Annotated in this window: 12 protein-coding genes and 1 pseudogene; 7 read left to right on the top strand and 6 right to left on the bottom strand. The window is 71.7% G+C overall.

Annotated features, from left to right (window positions below):
* Positions 1–50: 50 nt before the first annotated feature.
* Positions 51–836 (top strand): SGNH/GDSL hydrolase family protein, encoded by a 786-nt coding sequence (locus tag ACFUO4_RS06160; protein ID WP_383482331.1) that lies wholly within the window; start codon positions 51–53, stop codon positions 834–836.
* A gap of 114 nt (positions 837–950) precedes the next feature.
* Positions 951–1,709 carry an SIMPL domain-containing protein gene (locus ACFUO4_RS06155; protein ID WP_383480352.1) on the top strand — a complete coding sequence of 253 codons (759 nt, stop codon included), beginning with the start codon at positions 951–953 and terminating at the stop codon, positions 1,707–1,709.
* 145 nt (positions 1,710–1,854) lie between these two features.
* Here ACFUO4_RS06155 and ACFUO4_RS06150 read toward each other — a convergent pair whose 3' ends face one another.
* Positions 1,855–2,475: a TetR/AcrR family transcriptional regulator gene (locus ACFUO4_RS06150; protein WP_383480350.1), complete on the bottom strand. Its 621-nt coding sequence runs from the start codon at positions 2,473–2,475 to the stop codon at positions 1,855–1,857.
* Between the two features lie 138 nt (positions 2,476–2,613).
* Positions 2,614–3,792, bottom strand: coding sequence for a Glu/Leu/Phe/Val dehydrogenase dimerization domain-containing protein (locus ACFUO4_RS06145; RefSeq protein WP_383480348.1), 1,179 nt, complete (start codon positions 3,790–3,792; stop codon positions 2,614–2,616).
* Positions 3,793–3,941: 149 nt separating this feature from the next.
* Here ACFUO4_RS06145 and ACFUO4_RS06140 point away from each other — a divergent pair, with 149 nt between their 5' ends.
* The 3 genes and pseudogenes from ACFUO4_RS06140 to ACFUO4_RS06130 form a co-directional block, all read left to right on the top strand.
* Entirely contained in the window at positions 3,942–4,781 is an 840-nt protein-coding gene (locus ACFUO4_RS06140; protein WP_383480346.1) for an MOSC domain-containing protein, read from the top strand.
* Between the two features lie 71 nt (positions 4,782–4,852).
* A complete protein-coding gene (locus ACFUO4_RS06135; RefSeq protein ID WP_383480344.1) occupies positions 4,853–6,118 on the top strand; it encodes an MBL fold metallo-hydrolase in 1,266 nt (421 codons plus the stop codon).
* A gap of 164 nt (positions 6,119–6,282) precedes the next feature.
* Positions 6,283–7,812: pseudogene (locus ACFUO4_RS06130) on the top strand (diguanylate cyclase domain-containing protein); the annotation flags it as partial.
* A 589-nt stretch (positions 7,813–8,401) separates the two neighbouring features.
* Here the strand turns inward: ACFUO4_RS06130 and ACFUO4_RS06125 are convergent.
* The 4 genes from ACFUO4_RS06125 to ACFUO4_RS06110 are packed head-to-tail and all read right to left on the bottom strand — an operon-like array spanning position 8,402 to position 14,163.
* Complete coding sequence (locus ACFUO4_RS06125) at positions 8,402–9,652, bottom strand: toll/interleukin-1 receptor domain-containing protein (RefSeq protein WP_079308407.1); 1,251 nt, start codon at positions 9,650–9,652, stop codon at positions 8,402–8,404.
* A 37-nt stretch (positions 9,653–9,689) separates the two neighbouring features.
* On the bottom strand, positions 9,690–12,176 hold the full coding sequence (locus ACFUO4_RS06120) for a hypothetical protein (RefSeq protein ID WP_383480342.1): 2,487 nt from the start codon (positions 12,174–12,176) through the stop codon (positions 9,690–9,692).
* Positions 12,173–13,240 carry a hypothetical protein gene (locus ACFUO4_RS06115; protein WP_383480340.1) on the bottom strand — a complete coding sequence of 356 codons (1,068 nt, stop codon included), beginning with the start codon at positions 13,238–13,240 and terminating at the stop codon, positions 12,173–12,175. The genes ACFUO4_RS06120 and ACFUO4_RS06115 overlap by 4 nt, the downstream gene beginning before the upstream one ends.
* Positions 13,237–14,163 carry an AAA family ATPase gene (locus tag ACFUO4_RS06110; RefSeq protein ID WP_383480338.1) on the bottom strand — a complete coding sequence of 309 codons (927 nt, stop codon included), beginning with the start codon at positions 14,161–14,163 and terminating at the stop codon, positions 13,237–13,239. Before ACFUO4_RS06110 ends, ACFUO4_RS06115 begins: the two co-directional genes overlap by 4 nt.
* 892 nt (positions 14,164–15,055) lie before the next feature.
* Between ACFUO4_RS06110 and ACFUO4_RS06105 the strand changes: the two genes are divergently transcribed.
* Both ACFUO4_RS06105 and ACFUO4_RS06100 read left to right on the top strand, forming a co-directional pair.
* Entirely contained in the window at positions 15,056–17,260 is a 2,205-nt protein-coding gene (locus ACFUO4_RS06105; protein WP_383480336.1) for an ATP-binding protein, read from the top strand.
* 92 nt (positions 17,261–17,352) lie between these two features.
* Positions 17,353–17,796: a roadblock/LC7 domain-containing protein gene (locus ACFUO4_RS06100; protein WP_059194969.1), complete on the top strand. Its 444-nt coding sequence runs from the start codon at positions 17,353–17,355 to the stop codon at positions 17,794–17,796.
* Positions 17,797–17,798: the final 2 nt, after the last annotated feature.

The following is a 17,798-nucleotide window of genomic DNA, read 5'->3' as shown; positions in this document are numbered from 1 at the left end:
GGGAATCATGGGCCGATGTGGCAGACGATTCGAAGAGTGACAGCAGAGCAGTGATCGGGTCGTACGTTGCGGTGGGGGACAGCTTCACCGAGGGCGTGGGCGATCCCGGCCCCGACGGGGCGTTCGTCGGCTGGGCCGACCGGTTCGCGGTGCTTCTCGCGGACCGGCGTCCCGAGGGCGACTTCCGGTACACCAACCTCGCCGTGCGCGGGAAACTCCTCGACCAGATCTTCGAGGACCAGCTCCCGAAGGCCCTGGAACTCGCCCCCGACCTGGTCTCCTTCTGTGCGGGCGGCAACGACATCATCCGTCCCGGCACCGACCCCGACGAGGTCGCCGAGCGCTTCGAGCGGGCGATCGAGCGGCTCACCGCCGTCGCCGGCACCGTCATGGTGACGACCGGCTTCGACACTCGCGGCGTGCCGGTGCTCAAGCACCTGCGCGGCAAGATCGCGACGTACAACGGACATGTGCGGGCCATCGCCGACCGGTACGGCTGTCCCGTGCTCGACCTGTGGTCGCTCAAGACCGTGCAGGACCGCCGGGCCTGGGACGGCGACCGGCTCCACCTCTCTCCCGAGGGGCACACGCGCGTGGCGCTGCGCGCGGGCCAGGTGCTCGGCCTGGAGGTCCCCGCGGACCCCGACCAGCCGTGGCCCCCGCTCCCGCCCCGCGGCACGCTCGACGTGCGACGCGACGACGTCCACTGGGCGCGGGAGTACCTCGTGCCGTGGATCGGGCGGCGGTTGCGCGGCGAGTCCTCGGGCGACCATGTGACGGCCAAGGGCGCGCTGTCCCCGGACGACATCAAGATGCGGATCGCCAAGGTGGCCTGACCAGGGGCGTGCTCCACCAGTGAGGTGACCGCGCGGGAGTGGTGCGCGGTCCGGTCCATGACGTGGTGCTGGGATGACCGCACTGTCACCCCACCCCGGAAGGACCGGACGCGCATGCCCGATCCCCGTACGCCGGTCACGGCGGTCGCCGTGATCCTCCTGGCCCTGGGTCTGCCCACCGTCGCGGCCCCGGCGGCCCTCGCGGCCGGCACCGGCGGCCGCGCTTCCGCGCTCGCCGTCGCCACGGCTCCGGCCACCGTCACCGTGACCGGCGAGGGCAGTGCGGTCGGCGAGCCCGACATCGCCCTGGTCGGCGCCGGTGTGGAGGCCGTCCGCAAGACGACGCAGGCCGCGCTGGAGGCGCAGAACACGGCGTCCGCCGCGCTGTTGGAGGCGGTCCGCGCTCAAGGCGTGGCCGACCGGGACATCCGGACCGAGAACGTCTCCCTGAGCCCCGTCTACGACTACACGGACGGCGAGGCCACGCTGAAGGGCTACCAGGCCGCCCAGTCCTTCTCGATCAAGGTCCGCGAACCGGCCGCCACCGGCGCGCTCCTCCAGGCCGTCACCGACGCCACCGGCGACGCGGGCCGCATCGCCTCCGTCGTCTTCGACCTCGACGACCGGCGCCCGCTCCAGGCCCGCGCCCGCGAGGCCGCGCACGACGACGCCCACGCCAAGGCCGCCCAGTACGCCAGTCTCAGCGGCCTTCACCTCGGCCGCCTCGTCTCCCTGAACGAGGGCGGCACCGGCTACTTCGCCCCGTCCCCGCCGATCTCCGCGGACGCGCCGGCCGGCTTCGGCGCAGTACCGCTGACGCCGGGGGAGATCAAGGCCACGGCGACGGTCACGGCGGTGTACGAGCTGGTCTGAAGGTCCTTGGGCTGGTCGAGCTGGTCTGAAGGTCCTTGGGCTGGTCGAGCTGGTCTGAAGGTCCTCGGGCCGGTGGGGTTGGTCTGAAGGCCTTTGGGCCGGTCAGGCTGGTTCGAGGGTCCCTTGGCCGGTCGGGCCCACCCCTTCAGCGCTCCTGGGCGCTCAACGTGTCGGCTCCCAGCCCGAGTTCCCGGGCCAGTGCCTCGTCCGCCCACTCCTGGGCGCGTGCCCGGGACACGGCGCCCGGGTACGAGGTCAGCTGGACGGCGAGTCCGTCGAGCAGGGCCGTCAGCCGAAGGGCCGAGGCGGCCGGGTCCGGGCATCCGAACTCGCCCGCGGCCACGCCCTCCGCGATGACCTCGGCGATCGCCGCCTTCCACTGCTTGTCGAGATCGCGGGTCACCTCCTGGAGGGCCGGCTCACGCAAGGAGGCCGCCCAGCCCTCGATCCACAGCCGCCAGCCCTTGGCCTGCCCCGTGGGCGCGTACCAGCGCACGGCCGACCGCAGCCGTCGCAGCGCCGTGGTCCGGCGGCCGAGAAGCTTGCGCAGCTGGGCGAGGTCGTCCTCGGCGGCGTACGTGAACGCGGCGGCTACCAGCTTCTCCTTGGTCGAGAAGTGGTACAGCACCAGCGCGTTGCTCACCCCTAGCGACGAGGCCACGTCGGCGATCCTGACCGCCGCCACGCCCCGCTCCTCGATCTGCTCGATGGCGGCCCGCAGCAACTCCTCGCGCCGCTCCGCCACGCTCAACCGCACTCTCGCCACGCGGCCACCCTAATCCGTGCCGGTGGACGGAGAGGCGAGACCTCCGCTCCTACCGGTACCAGTGCTGGTGCGCGGGGAGGCGCGGTCTCCGTCTGTCGGTACCAGTGCCGGTGCGTGGGAGACGCGCCCCCCGGACCCCTACCGGTACCACCCGAACCGCTCGGCGATCGCCGGCAGCCGGTCCGCGACGATTGCGTGGGCGGCGGCGCGCGGGGACGTCCCGTCGGCCTCCGCGCGGGCCAGCATCTGCTCGACCAGGGCGCGCATGGAGCGGCGGGTGTGGCTGAACGCCTCGTCCGCGTCGGCACCGATGTCGCCGAACAGGGTCCACCACCACCAGGCGTTCGTGCCGGAGTTCACGACCACGTCCGGCAGCACGGTGACGGCCCGCGCGGCCAGCAGCGCCTCGGCCGCGGGCAGGACGGGCATGTTGGCCGCCTCGACGATCCAACGGGCGGTGACGCGCTCCTGGTTCGCGGCGTCGATCGCGTACGACACGGCGGCCGGCACCAGCACCTCCGCGTCGGTGGACAGCCAGGCGTCGCCCGGCAGTTCGCGGTCGCCGGGCCGGAGCACGGCACGGTCGACGCTGCCGTAGGCGTCCCGCGCGGCGAGCAGCGCCTCGACGTCCAGGCCGTCGGGGTTGGCGATCGTTCCCTTGATGTCGGCGACGGCGACGATCGTCAGACCCGCGCGCGCGAGGAACCTCGCGGTGGCCCCGCCCATCGTGCCGAGCCCCTGCACGGCGACCCGCGTCCCGGTGTACGGCACCCCGGCCCGGTCCAGGGCCGTGAGCACCGACTCGGCGACTCCGCAGCCGCCGACCAGTTCGTCGAGCCCGATGCCGTCCACCTCTACGGCGAACGCGTCCTCGAGCCGCTTGCGGGCCGCCTTCTCGTCGTCCAGCAGCGGATAGACGGCCTGGATCGACGACACGAGCCCCGCCTCGGCCGCCGCCCGGTCCACCAGGTCCTGGGTCAGGCCGAGGTCCTCACCCGTGGTCCAGAAGCTCTCTACGTACGGTCGCATCGCGCGCAGGAACCGCACGAGCAGGTCGTACGCCGCCGGGTCCCGGGGATCGCAGTCGATGCCGCCCTTGGCGCCGCCCAGCGGGACGTATCGGCCCTGGGGGTTGTAGTGCAGGGCTTCCTTCATGGTCATGCCGCGGGCGAGCCCGGTGACCTCCTCCAGGGTGCAGCCCTCGCGCATCCGCAGCCCGCCGCTGGAGACTCCGCGCACCAGCCGGTCGACGACCAGGAAGCCCTGGCGCCCGGTGACGTGGTCGGTCCAGGTGAGCGACAGCAGGGGGGTGGTCATAGGGGCTCCTGGGGATTACTGAATGAAGGGTCAGTATCTTCTTGACATGTATCAGTCGCTGTCAATTCGTGGGAAACGCGATTGACGGAGTAGTGGTCGCCCTCGATAGGTTCCTTTTGGGAACGTATTGATCGTCGGAGGGGGCGGGCATGGTCAAGGTCGTCGAGTTGACGTACTACCCGGTGAAGGGGTGCGCCGGGATCTCGGCGAGCGAGGCGGTGGTGACGCCGGCGGGTCTCGCCCATGACCGCTCCTTCATGGTCGTCAGCGAGGAGGGGGTGTTCCGGACGCAGCGGCGCCATCCGGGGCTGGCGCTGATCCTGCCGGGCATCGACGCGGCCGGTGAGCGGCTCACGCTCCGGGCGCCGGACCACGGGGAGGTGGCCGTCGACGTCGACACCACCGGCGTACGGCGACCGGTCGAGCTGTTCGGGACGCCGTACCGGGGCATCGACCAGGGCGACACCGTCGCGCGGTGGCTCTCCGAGGTGCTCGGCGCCCCCAGCCGGCTCGTGCGGGTGCCGCCGGAGCACGACCGGGTGACCGACGGCCGGACGCCGGGAACCGCCGGCTGGGCCGACAGCGGCGCCCTGCACGTCCTGTCGCGGTCCAGCCTCGACCTGCTCAACGGAAAGCTCGCCGAACGCGGCGCGGAACCCCTGGCCATGAACCGCTTCCGCCCCAACATCGTGATCGGCGGCTGGGACGTCCCGCACACCGAGGACCGCGCCCACCGCATACGGATCGGCGACACCGAACTGGCCTACGCGAAGCTCGCCGTCCGCTGTGCCGTCACCCTGGTGGACCAGGAACGCGGCGCCAAGGACGGCCCCGAACCCATCCGCAGCCTGGCCGGATACCGGCGCGGAGCCGCCGGCACGGTGTTCGGCGTGAAGTTCTCCGTGCTGCGGCAGGGGAAGGTGGCGGTCGGCGACGAGGTGGACGTCACGGCGTGGGGCGCGGCCGAGGTGCCGTTCACGCAGCCGTGACCAGGGTGTTCCGGGGATTGTCGGAGAGGCCGACCATAATGGAAGTCTCACCGACTCCACCTGGAGGTACCGTGTCCGTTTTCGGCTCCCTGAGCTCCGGGCTCCGCAGCCTGCAGCCCGATGCCTTCGGCGTGGACCCGAGCGGTGAGCGCCTCGCCCGCATCCGCAGGTCGCCCCATTTCAAGGACGGGGTCTTCCAGAACCCCGGGGGCGAGGCCCGGATCCGGCCCTCGGGCTCGACGCTGGAGTTCGCGAAGGTCTTCTTCGACAAGGAGGAGCGGCCGCTCCGCTCACCCAAGGGCACGATCCCGGTGCACCCGACCACCCTCGCCGACATCTCCAAGCCGCCCGTCACAGGGCTGCGGCTGACCTGGATGGGCCACTCCAGCGTGCTCGCCGAGATCGACGGCCACCGGGTGCTCTTCGACCCGGTCTGGGGCGAGCGCTGCTCCCCGTTCCCCTTCGTGGGACCCAAGCGGCTCCACCCGGTGCCCCTGCCGCTCGCCGCGCTCGGCCCGGTCGACGTGGTCGTCATCTCCCACGACCACTACGACCACCTCGACACGCCCACGATCAAGGCGCTGGCCGGCACGGACACCCTGTTCGCCGTGCCGCTCGGCGTCGGCGCCCACCTCGAACACTGGGGCGTCTCCGCCGACCGGCTGCGCGAGCTGGACTGGAACGAGGCGACCAAGGTCGGCGGCCTCACCCTCACCGCCACTCCGGCCCGCCACTTCTGCGGCCGCGGTCTGCGCAACACACAGCACACGCTCTGGGCGTCCTGGGTCGTCGAGGGGGAGGCCCACCGGGTCTACCACAGCGGCGACACCGGCTACTTCGACGGCTTCAAGGAGATCGGCGCCGAGCACGGCCCGTTCGACGCCACGATGATCCAGATCGGCGCGTACAGCGACTTCTGGCCGGACATCCACATGACGCCGGCGGAGGGCATGCGCGCCCACCTCGACCTCCAGGGCGGCCCGTCGACCGGTCTGATGCTGCCGATCCACTGGGCCACCTTCAACCTGGCCACGCACGCGTGGGCGGAGCCGGGGGAGGGCACCATCGCGGCGGCCCGAGCGGAGGGCACGCGCATCGCCCTGCCGAAGCCGGGTGAGCCGTTCGAGCCGACGGGCGAGGGCGTGCCGGTGGCTCCGTGGTGGCGCGGGGTCGCCACGGCACCCTCCGGGGGCTGGCCGACGGCGGAACTGGTCACCGAGGCCGCGATCAAGGCGACGTCCGAGGGGGCGGCGCGGGCGCAGGAGGACGCGGCGGAACCGGAGGGGGAGGGCAGGAGCGAGGGGAGCGGGGAGCCGGAGGCGGTTCCGGCGGGCTGATCCGCTCGGCCGAGACGAGACGCCAAACCGTCGACCGATCCTGCAGTTACGGCGGCAGTCTCCTTCGTTCGCACGCCCTATCCTGACCACTCAGAGGGGAACAGGGGAGTTGGGGGGCCTCCGTGGAGAGCGACGGCAGCCCGTCGGGCGGGGTGAGCGGACCGATAGAAACCGAGAGTGAGCCGTACGTCCGTCTGAAGTCGCTGCGGCAGCTGCAGCAGGCCATGGCCGACATGAACACGGCGCGCAGCCTGGCCGACATCGTGCAGACCATCGCAGACGGTCTGGTCGCGAGCCTGGGATATGGACTGAGCAGCGTCCATCTCGTGCAGACGGACGGGGACCTCGTCGTCGCCGCGGTAGCGGGCACCGATCCCCAGGAGCTGCCCCGGGAGGGGATCACGACTTCCCGCGAGACCTGGGACAGCCGCCTGAGCGCGGGCGAGGCCTGGGGCGAGTTGCGCTTCGTGCCGTTTCCCGAAGGCCGGCTGTTCCTCGAAGGAGACCTGCCGCGGTACGGCGACGAGCCCGTGCTGCCCTTTCCGGACGGCTGGCGGCCTGGCGACCGGCTCTTCGCGCCGCTGTACCGGCCGGGTGCGCAGAACGAGCTGATCGGCGTGCTGTCGGTGGACCGTCCGCTCAATGACCGCCGCCCCGGCTCCTGGGGGCGCGAGGCATTGCAGATGTACGCCCTGCAGGCGGCCGCAGGCATCAGCAACGTTCGCCTGCGCGGTGACATGCAGGTCGCTCTGGTCCGGCGGGAGACGGAGCAACAGGCGCTGCGGGCCAGCGAGGAGAGCTTCCGGCAGGCCATGGAGTACGCCCCATCCGGCGTGGCCCTGGCCGAGCTGGACGGTGAGCCACACGGCCGGATCGTGCGCGCCAACGACGCCTTGTGCCGCATGCTCGGGCGGTCGGCCTCCGCGATGTGCCGACTGTCCTTCGCCGAACTCGTCCACCCCGAGGACATGGCGATCCTGCTGCACTCGTCCACCGACGGCGGTCGGGCAGAGGTGCGGCTCAGCCGCCAGGACGGTACCCATCTCTGGGTCTGGCTGCGGCACTCCGTGGTTGCGGACATCGCCGACGGGCCACGCTTCCTGCTCACTCACGTCGAGGACATCGAGGACCGCAAGCGCCGCGAGCTGCGCCTCACGCGCAGTGCCACCAGTGACCCGCTGACCGGGCTGCTGAACATGACCGAACTGCGATTCCGGTTGGCCGCGCGCCTGTGTGGAAACCCGCACGAGGAGGGTCTCCACCACCACACGGTCGCCCCCGAGGGGAGCGGGGATGACCGGACACGGGGCCTGGCGGTGTTCTTCTGCGACCTCGACGGGATGGCCGAGGTCAACGAACGCTTCGGGTACGGCACCGGAGACGCTGTCCTCATCGAGGTCGGCCGACGGCTGAGACACGGCAGGCAGGACGGCGACGCCGTGGCCCGTTACGGCGGTGACGAGTTCGTCGTACTGGTCGATGGACTCACCGCGGCCCGGCTGCCGGCCGTACAGGACAGTCTCAGGGCCGCCCTTGAGGTGCCGATGTGGGTCGAGGGGCGCCTCGTACGCGTCGGTGCCAGCCTCGGCAGCGCCTGGGCGTCCTGCGGCAAGTCGGACGAAGAGATCCTGCGGGCGGCGGACTTGCAGATGTACGAGGAGAAGCGGTCCCGCTCGGCGGCGGACCGGCGTGCGCAGGTCCGGGAGATAGTGCCGGAGCGACGCACCGCCCGGGCGCTCCCTGAACGGTCCGCCGTCCAGGACTTCCCCGAGGCCCCCGCCCACACGTGGCTCCCGCAGAGACCGGCGATGCAGGGGCATTTCGTCCGCGCTTGGCCGACTCGCTCCGGCCTGGGCCCCGTGCCTGCCAGAGCCGTGGAGATCAGTTCCGCCGAGCAGATCACCCGGTTTGCGGACCTCACCCGTGTCCACCGCCTCGTCTGTCGAGGCGACATCGCCGACCTCGGCTTCCTGCGGGAGCTGCCCGATCTGCGGACGTTGCTGATCGCCGACAACACGGTGGTCCAGTCGCTCGACGCCCTGCAGGCCTGCGAGCGGCTCCGCTCCCTCGCCATGACCGGGTGTACCGCTCTCATGGACCTGACGGGAGCAGCTAAGACCGGCGTCATGTTCATCGAAGTGGACTCGGCGGTCCGACCCTCCTCCCTGGCCACGCTCGGGCGGGCCAAGAAACTGCGCGAACTGTCCTGGCGAGACCGCCTGCCCTACGGCGACACGGATCTGGAGGCCCTGCGCCGCTACCTCCCTGGTGTGCGGGTACGCGTCACGCCCGGATCCACTGGCTGAAGAACTGCCGGTAGGTCTGCCGCAATTCCCGCTCCTGTCCCGGCGTCAGGGAGGTCAGACGGGTGTGTCCCGCTGACTCCGCGACCGCGTCAGCCCGGCCGTGGGCGAACAGGAACAGCAGCTTTGGGAACTCGGTCAACAGCCGCCGCACCATCTCGGGGTCGGGCTGCACGCCCAGCACGATGGTGACGGGGCCGGACTCCGCCTCCTGCAGGGCCAGCCAGGCGTGCACCTCGTCGTCCACGACGTCGAACTCGTTCTCCAGGAAGTCGCGGATCTCGGCGATCACACTGTCCACGAAGTCCATGCCCGGCCGTGGCACCGGCGTGCACATCGGCCAGGGCAGCGGCAGTTCGCTGGCCCTGCGCACGTACATCTGCGCCGTCTCCGTCCGCTGCGCCGACAGCAGAGCCACCCGCCCCTCCGGCGCCGCGGCGCACAGGTCCCGCAACTCCTGCGCCGCCGCCGCCGGAACGCGGGCGAAAGGAACAACCACGTCGAGGATCTCCCGGCGGTCCTCCTGGCGCAGGGCGGGCAGCAGCCGATGCAGAGCGGTGCGCATCGCGCACGCCGCACCCACCCCTGCCACCGGGCGCTCGCTCAACAGGCCTGCCGAGACGACATAGTTGGTGTGGTCGTGGGCGTAAGCCAGGTGGGCCACGCCCAGTTCGCGGGCGATGTCCGACAACGTGGCCGCGGAGACGTCCTCGACGCGAGCCGCGACATACTCGGTCACGAGCGGATAGGGCAGCGAGCCGTGGCGCTCCACCAACGATTGCAGCCGTTCGCCCAGTTTGCCAGGCGGAGTGTGGGCGGCGGCAGCGGTCCAGTCGACCATGTCGAGCCGACCGAGATCCAGCTTCCCCATCCGGCTCCGCTGGAGCTCCGTGCGGCCCGCCCCGGGCAGCATGACCGGCAGGACGAGGAACCGTTCCTCGGTCACCTCCCACAGGAACATCGACAGCATCGCCTCCTCGAACACGTAGTACGAGTCGAGGGCGTGCGGCGATATCAGAAGCACCATGCCCTGACAGCAGGCCAGTTCGCGCATCAGTTTGGCATGCCACTGGTCGCCGGCCCGCAGCACGCCACGATCGACCACGGCGTCACAGCCCAGCTCGTCCAGCAGCGCCGTCACCGCCTCCCGGTGCGTGACGCACGCGCAGCCCCGCTCGGCGCAGCGGCGCTCGCTTGAGCTGTGACTGACGAAGATTCTGGGCCGTGCCATGAACGGGCTCCTGCGGACGGGTCGTTGATATATGTGCCTACGGGGTGAGCAGCCGGAACCAGCGGACGGCTCCCGGATACATGAGGACCGTCGTCTCGTGGGCCGCAGGGAGGAGCGAGCTGTCAAAGGCGTCCTGCAGTCGGGTCGTTTCCGCCGTACGCACCACCGCCTGGGCCGGAGTCTGCGCCACGTTGACAAGACACAGGAGTACGTCGTCCTGATATCGGCGCAGCACGGCGAGCACGTTGGGTGTGCCGACGTCGACGACGTCACAACCGCCCCGCCGCAGTGCGAGATGGTTGCGGCGGAGTTCCAGCAATCGGGACAGCCGGTGGGCGTTCTCCTGGAGGACGAGGTCGCCCGGCAGCACGGGACAGCCAGGCAGGGACAGCAGGGTCGCTGCGGCCAGACTCCGCTGGGCAGCCGGCACCGCCGGGGACAGAACGAGCCCCCACTGGAAGGCGGCCGCCTCGGCGTTGGCGAAGATGCTGGCGATCGCGCTCCTGAGCTGTGCCATAGCCTCGTCGAAGGCACCCGGCACGGTCCGGCTGCGCAGCGCGAACCCGAGTACGGAGACAAGGGAAGCCGCAGGCGCCACATGCGGTCCGCCATGTTCGTGATCCCACACCAGCAGACGGTCGTCGTAGCCGTCCGCCAAGTGTCGGACGTCATCCAGCAGTACCTCGGTGAGTTCGGCGCCGGCCGCGAAGGCCAGCCCGTCGACGTCCTCGTCGAGCCACCGTCGTACGACGCCCAGGACATCTTCCTCGGCCAGGCCGGCCAGGTCGATGCCGACGACGACACGTACTCCGCCTCGGCGCAGGGCAGTCAGCCGGTCGGTGAACCCCTCGGCCTCCTCCGCGAGCATCCCTCTCGGGCGGATCAACAGGCATTCCACGCCGGGCAGTCGGCGTAGGGCCCGCACCTGCTGCTCGTCGGCCTCGACTAGGACGCGGCCCACGCTCCAAGCGGGGACTGCGGTGTCGGCGGCCCGTTCGAGGTCCGGCACGACGTGGTAGCCGGAGCCGTCCTCCGTGTGCAGTTCCACCGGCCCGCCGTGGCCGACGACAACCCAGCTGCCGTCGGAGCAGGCCGAGACCCAGGTGGCGCAGAAGGCCAGCCGGGTCTCCCGGGGCCGTAGGCCTGGGCCCACGGGAAGCTCCAGCAGCAGGGAGTCGTTGCCGACGGCCGCGACCCACCGCTCGTCGTCGCTGACCGCGAGGCAGGACACCCGCCACGGGACCTGGCCGATGACCCGGGCGTCCGACGAACCGCCCTCCCGGGGTGCCACGGTGATCCGGCCATCGGTGTACGCCTGCGCGATCCGGGCGGACGCCGGGAACGGGGCCGATCCGTCCGCCTGGTCCGAGTGCTGCAACTCTCTGGGCAGGGCCGGTATGTAACGGGAGCCCGGGGCCAGGAGTCGCTCCACGTCCTCGCCGTACTGGAGGTACGACACCTCGCTCCCGTCGGCGGACAGCAGCACGCGACTGCGTGCGTCCTGCGGTCCGTCCGCCGGGATACGGCCGTTCTCCGCGCCGTCCCCGTCGTGCAGCACGATGGTGCCGTCGGGCAGCAGCACCGCGCAGTGTGCCGCGCCGGGCCCCGAGCCGAGGTGGTCGGAGACCGCGATGTCGCGTGCCGTGCCCGGGTGGCTGAGGGTCATGCGCACGCCGCCGTCTGGGCCGAGGCGCTGCACCACCGTGAACGGCAGGTGCACGCTCTGGCCCGCGGGCAGCTCCAGACGGATCGGTTCGTTGGTGTGGGACAACGCGCCACGCACGTCCAGCCGCACCTTGTGCCGGGTGCCGCCGGCGTGGAGCAGACGGGCCCCGGGCGCGGGAGGTCGGCTCAGGACGATGCCATCGGAGCGGACCGTCACGCCGACCGGCAGGACTTCCTGCACGCAGGCGCGTGCCCGTGCGGTGATCTCCGCCCGCAGCGGCGCCTCGGGCGGTTCGAGCCCGAGACGCTCGCAGGCCGCGACCTGGATGCTCCACAGTGTGTCCCGCCGCAGCAGGCGGTCGGGGACCCGGTGAGCGTAGTGCAACACCCACCGCCCCATGTCGTCAGCGGCCGAGGCGCTTGCGCCCTGCCCGGACACCGCCCGCAGGATCCGCTCGGCCTGCCGGTCAATTCCGGCCTCCTCGACGCCCGCCGGATCGAGGCCGGACCACAGAAGGTCTTCGTACAGGCGTACGACGAGCGGGGCGTGCACATGCTCGGTCGCGGTGAAGGCCCGTATCTCCCGCAGTAACTCCGGCTTCTGGCGGGCGAGTTCCACCCGTAGATACTCTGCTGCTTCGGGATCGAGCAGCAACGCCTGCCGACCCGCCGTCTCCACCAGGGGAGAGAACCACAGCTCCGCCTCGACCCCGGCCGTCGTGCGGGGCAGGAACCGCAGTCGGGCCCGCCGCAGGAAGGCCCGGTCGACGCTCAGGGCCAGCGAGAGACAGCCGGCCAGTTCAACGACGTCGGGCCGGTGTTCCGTCAACTCCGTGATCAGCGCAGCGTAATACGTCACGACCGCTCTTCCAGCAGACGATGGACCGCCCGGGTCGCCTCCCGCGCGTGCCGCAGCGAGATCCGCCGGTCGAACGGGATCAGGGCTACTCTGCCGCGGACCGATCGCGGGTACACCCGCGCCGGAAATGGTGAGACGCACACGGGAGGGCACCCGGCGTGCAGTACGCCGTCGATGAAGTCCAGCCATTCGTCGAAACGGGCCGACGCACCACCGGTGAAGGGCGGTCTCACCCGGCCGAGGTCCGACACGAGGACGACCGGGGTGCCCGGGGCGGGCGGACGGTAGACCTCTGGCGCGGTGCCGGCCGTGCGCACCACGCCGCGTAACGGCGACCCGGTGAACCGCAGTACCTCGACCCGGTCTCGTCCGGCGACGCTCTCCAGCAGGGCGCGCAGCCATCGCCGGTCGTCCTGGAAGGGGGCCATGCCCGCGCTGTGGTCGAGCAGCAACTGAACGCCGCGCCGGGTGCTGGGGCGGCGCTGCCACGGCACCGACCGCATCGCCTGCTGCCTGGACACTTTCCGCATCAGGACCCGCTGGTCGAGCCGACGGCTCGCCACGGGTGCGGAGACGACGGCGACCATCACCCCGCGCGCCCACTCCGGCGTCCAGGGCGGGTCGGGCACCGTCGGGAGCACACCCTCGTCGGACCCGTCGTAGTGGGGGCTCGAGGTGGGGCGGCCCTCTGATGGCGCTCGCTTCTCGTCATCCTCGCCGGGCTGCGAGATGCGGGACAGGGCGAAGTCGAGCGGGCGCTCAGCAAGACGGGGTGCCAGGTCAGGATGCTCGGGCAGGGCAGAACGGAGCGGCGGCGCGGCGTCTGCGGGTGCTGGGCGTGTCCACGGCGGGCTCTCGGGCCCGGTGATGTGCTGCGGGGCCACCGTGACAGGAGGCGGCGGTGTTCTTGCCGTGGGTGGGGCGGGCGGCGGGTCGACCACCGGGACCGTCGTCTCGAATCCCAGGAGGTGTGCGATGGCCTCGGACGTCTCCCGGTCGCCGGGCCGTAACAGCGCCACGGACTTCACCAGGTCGCCGAGAAAAACTTCGCCCCGGGTGCTCATGGCCTGCGTCCGGAGGTGTCGTGTGCGCTGTCCCGTGGGGCGTCCGGAACTGTGTGTCGCCATTCCCGCTTCCGCAGGGTGACGGCCTCCAGCACGTCCCATTCGCGCGTACCGGGCGTGACATGGAGCCGGTGGCTGGCTTTCAGGGCGTCCAGGTACTCAGCGGTGCTCGGGCCCGCCGGGGTGTGGGCGCGATGGTCGCGGATGCCGAGCAGGTGGTCGGCGACGAGTTCGGCGAGCCGCTTGTCGTAATGCGCACCCAGATGCTGTTCCGCCACCCGAAGCAGATGCTGCTGGGAGGGCGGGCGCAGTTCGAAGACGATGCATCGGCGCAGGAACGGGCGTGGCAGTTCCCGCTCGTCGTTGGTGGTGATGACGACGAGTGGGGCGTGTTCTTCGGCGACCGTTACCTGTCGGCTGTCGTCCCAGGGCAGAGTGAAGGACAACGAACCGAGCGGGCCCAGCAAACTGTTGGGCAGATCTGGGTCGGCCTTGTCGATCTCGTCGATCAGCACCACACAGCGCCGCCTGTCCGAACCCTCCTCGAAGGCCCGCCACAACGGCCCGGGCGTGTAGTAATTATCCATGACCTGCAGGGCGTTGGCCTGGGCGTCGTTGAGGCGCTGCATGGCGTCGAACCGCCAGAGCAGGTCCTCCGGTTCAGTGCGGGCCGTCACGACATGGGCGTGGTACCCCCAGCCGAGTTCGCGCGCCACGTTGGGCGCGAGCGACGACTTCCCGGAGCCCGGAGGCCCGAACAGCAGGAGTGGCCGGCCCGTCTTGAGCGCCACGTTGACCGCGAGCACCAGCCGTTCGTCGTCGAAGACGTACACCTCGTCGTCGGCCGCGTAACCGGCTGCGGAAGCCTCCGTGGACGAACGACCGGCGATGACGGGGTCGAACTCCTTCTCGTACTGGAGCACGCTTCCTCCGGGACAGGGGACAACCGGGTCCTGGCGCGCGGCACTTCACGGGGCGCGCGACGATCACCATTCTGTACCCGCCTGGTCGCACAGCGGATCCCTCGGCCGGAATCGCCTCAGAAACCGCTGCGGAGGAGTCGCATCCGAAACAACGGACGGTCACGGTCGGTGCCGGCGCCGCCGTCGTTCGACCGGGGCCGGGTGGGGGCGCTGAACCTCGGGGGAGGGGTGCGGGGTGTGGGAGCGGAGCTCCGGTGCATCGGACGCGCCCAATATCTGGATTTCGTATGTGGCCGTTTCTGACCAGCGGCGATCGGTATTGGATGCAACATGGTCAGCCGCTCGAAGGTCTTATCGGGCTCCCGTGCGAACCCTCATACCAGAGCGGGACGCTCCCCGTACGAGTTTGTCAACTGCCCACCGCACATGATGCGTTGCCGACTACTGTGAGTGGTCGTCGGGCGACGCAGGGACGGAATCCCGGCGCTCTCGACCGACATCGAGTCGTGAGGACCAGACCGGAGGAGGGAGTCGACGCGATGGGGATCCCCCCAGCTCGACCGCGACCGGGAGCCGGGGGAAGCCGGTGACCGACGACCGCGTCGGAGTGCGTGCCACCCGTGGCGAGCGCACCCGGGAACCGGCGGGAACGCGCACCGGGCCCCGGGAGCCCGGCCGTGGGCCCGCGAACCAGTCCGGCCGCGCGCCCGTGAACCAGTCCGGCCGCGGGGCCGCTAACCCGTCCAGCGGTGGGGTCGCGGGCCGGCCCGGCCGTGGACAGACGGGGCAACCAGCCCGAGGACAGGCGATCCAGTCCGGCCGGGGCCAGGGGAGCCCGCCCGGCGACCAGCCCGCCCACCGGGCCGGTACCCGGACCGGCACGAGGACTCCGATGTCTCAGCTCCGCGCACCGGCGGTACGCGCCGACCGTCGTGAGGGCGGTCGGCACGGGAAGCCGGCCGTCCGGCCCGCGACCACACTGACCGAGACCCACATACGGCCTCAGCTGCTGCGGCTCGCCGTGCTGCCGCCCATCGCGGTCGCCCTCGCCGCCTCCGCGGCCGTCCTCTTCACCGTCCGCTCCACCGGCGCCCGGCCCGGCCTCACCTTCTGGGGCGTCCTCGCCGGCGCGATCTCGGTGGCGCTCGCCGCCATCCTCATCGCCGCCGTCGCCGCCGACCGCGCCGCCAGGTCGGTCAGCGACCGCCTCGGCGCCCTGCGCCGCACCACCGCACGCGGCGAGGCCGATCTGCGGGCCCTCGTCGAGGCGTTGCGGCGCGGCGACGGGCCGCCCCAGCGCGCCCCGCGCGGCGGCCCGCCCGACGGTGCCGACGACTTCGACCTGCTCGCCGCCGACCTGACCCGCGCCCACGACGGCGCCGTCACCGCCGTCGTCCAAGCCGCCCAACTGTCCAGCCAGGCGGGCAGCGAGCAGAAGCTGGAAGTCTTCCTCAACCTCGCCCGGCGCCTGCAGTCCCTGGTGCACCGGGAGATCTCCATCCTCGACGAGCTGGAGAACGAGATCGAGGACCCCGACCTCCTCAAGGGCCTCTTCCACGTCGACCACCTCGCCACCCGCATCCGCCGCCACGCCGAGAACCTCGCCGTGCTCGGCGGCGCCGTCTCACGCCGGCAGTGGAGCCACCCCGTCTCCATGACCGAGGTGCTGCGCTCGGCCATCGCCGAGGTCGAGCAGTACTCCCGCGTCAAACTCGTCCCGCCCATCGACGGCACCCTGCGCGGGCACGCCGTCGCCGACGTCATCCACCTGCTCGCCGAACTCGTCGAGAACGCCACGGTGTTCTCCGCCCCCCACACCCAAGTCCTGCTGCGCGCCAACCTGGTCACCTCCGGACTCGCCGTAGAGGTGGAGGACCGCGGCCTCGGCATGCCCGTCGCCGAGCAGAACAAGATGAACGCCCTGCTCACCGACCCCGACCAGGTCAACGTGGGGAGCCTGCTGGCGGACGGCCGGATCGGGCTGTTCGTGGTCTCGCAGCTGGCCCGGCGGCACGGCATCAACGTCCGGCTGCAGACCAACATCTACGGCGGGGTCCAGGCCGTACTCGTCGTACCGCAAGGGTTGTTGGGCACGGAGCCGGGTGTGCCCGGGGCCGTACCCGGGGCCCCGGACGGGACGGGGGCGGCCGGGCCCGGCGGCGGGGGAGCGGGTGTGGGTCCGGCGCCTGTCGGGGCGCCGCGATCGGCTCGCGGCACGGCGGGAGACGTACGGCCGTCCATGCCGGTGCCGGGTGCGCCGGGCACCTCCGTGCCGCCGCGGCCGTATCCGCAGGAAGCGGCTGGGCCGGGAGCCCTCGGAGACACCGGGCCGCAGCGGGTCGTTCCCGGCGACGGTCCCGTCGCACGGCCCGCTCGGCAGCCGGACGCCCCGCGCGGCTCGGGAGCAGCGGCGGCGGGAGGCGAGCCCGCCGTACCTCTGCCCGTGCGCGGCAGCCAGCAGGAGCGGCCCAATCCGGCGGAGGCCGTGCCGGGCATCCGGCCCGACGACCGGCGGCTGGTGGCGCAGAGCGCCGCCATGCCGCCCACCCCGCGCACCGGCACCGTCCGCGGCACCATGGGCAAGCCCCAACTGCCCCGGCGCCGCGCCCAGGAGCACATCGCACCCCAGCTCCGCGACGGCCCGACGCCGCCACGGCCGGACGCCGAGTACCTCGCCGGGCACGACCCGGGGCTCATGGCGGCCTTCCAGCGCGGCATCGGCCTCGCCGAGGCCCAGCAGCACATGGAAGCGGAGACCACCGGAGGCCTGGACCTCAGCGCGTATTCGATGGGGGCGACGCACGTGGGCGCGGCCCATAGGGAGACGCCCCACACAGACGCATCGCACAGGGACACGCCGCCCCACACGGACGCACTGCACATGCACATGCACATGCACATGCACACGGACCCGATCACCGACACGGATCGGAGCCGTCCCAGGCTGACGGACACGGGCCCGACGGACACAGGCCGGACGGACACGGGCCCGTCCCCCACGGCCCCGAGTCACCTCGATCCCGGTCACACAAGCCCGGCCCATGCCCGCCCCGACCACACCCCCACCCGGCACGACGGGAGCGCATCAGCCGGATGACCACCCCTGCCACCGCCCACACCCCCCTCTCCACCCCCACCACCACCCCCAGCGCTCCCGCAGACCTTCGTACCTCAAGGAGTCGATCCACCATGGCGAGCGAAGCGCCGACCGGCCATGTATCCGATCTCGACTGGCTGATGAGCGGCCTCGTGCAGCGCGTACCGCACACCACCAGCGCGGTCCTGCTGTCCTGCGACGGGCTCGTGAAGTCGGTCCACGGGCTCGACACCGACAGCGCCGACCACATGGCCGCCCTGGCCTCCGGCCTGTACTCCCTCGGACGCAGCGCGGGCGTCCGCTTCGGTGACGGCGGAGACGTCCGTCAGGTGGTCGTCGAACTCGATTCCACGCTGCTGTTCGTGACCACCGCGGGCTCCGGCACCTGTCTCGCCGTGCTCGCGGGCCGCGAGGCCGACGCGGCCGTCCTCGGCTACGAGATGGCCATGCTGGTCAAGAGCGTCCGCCCCTATCTGGTGACCGCACCCCGGCAGCACGCCGTCGAGTCCCCGGCGTCCCCGGTGATGAGGCCTTGAGC

This window comes from Streptomyces sp. NPDC057280 (genome assembly GCF_042668605.1).
GTDB lineage: Bacteria > Actinomycetota > Actinomycetes > Streptomycetales > Streptomycetaceae > Streptomyces.
Note: the sequence above shows the minus strand (reverse complement) of the source record. Positions and strands in the feature narration are given on the sequence as shown.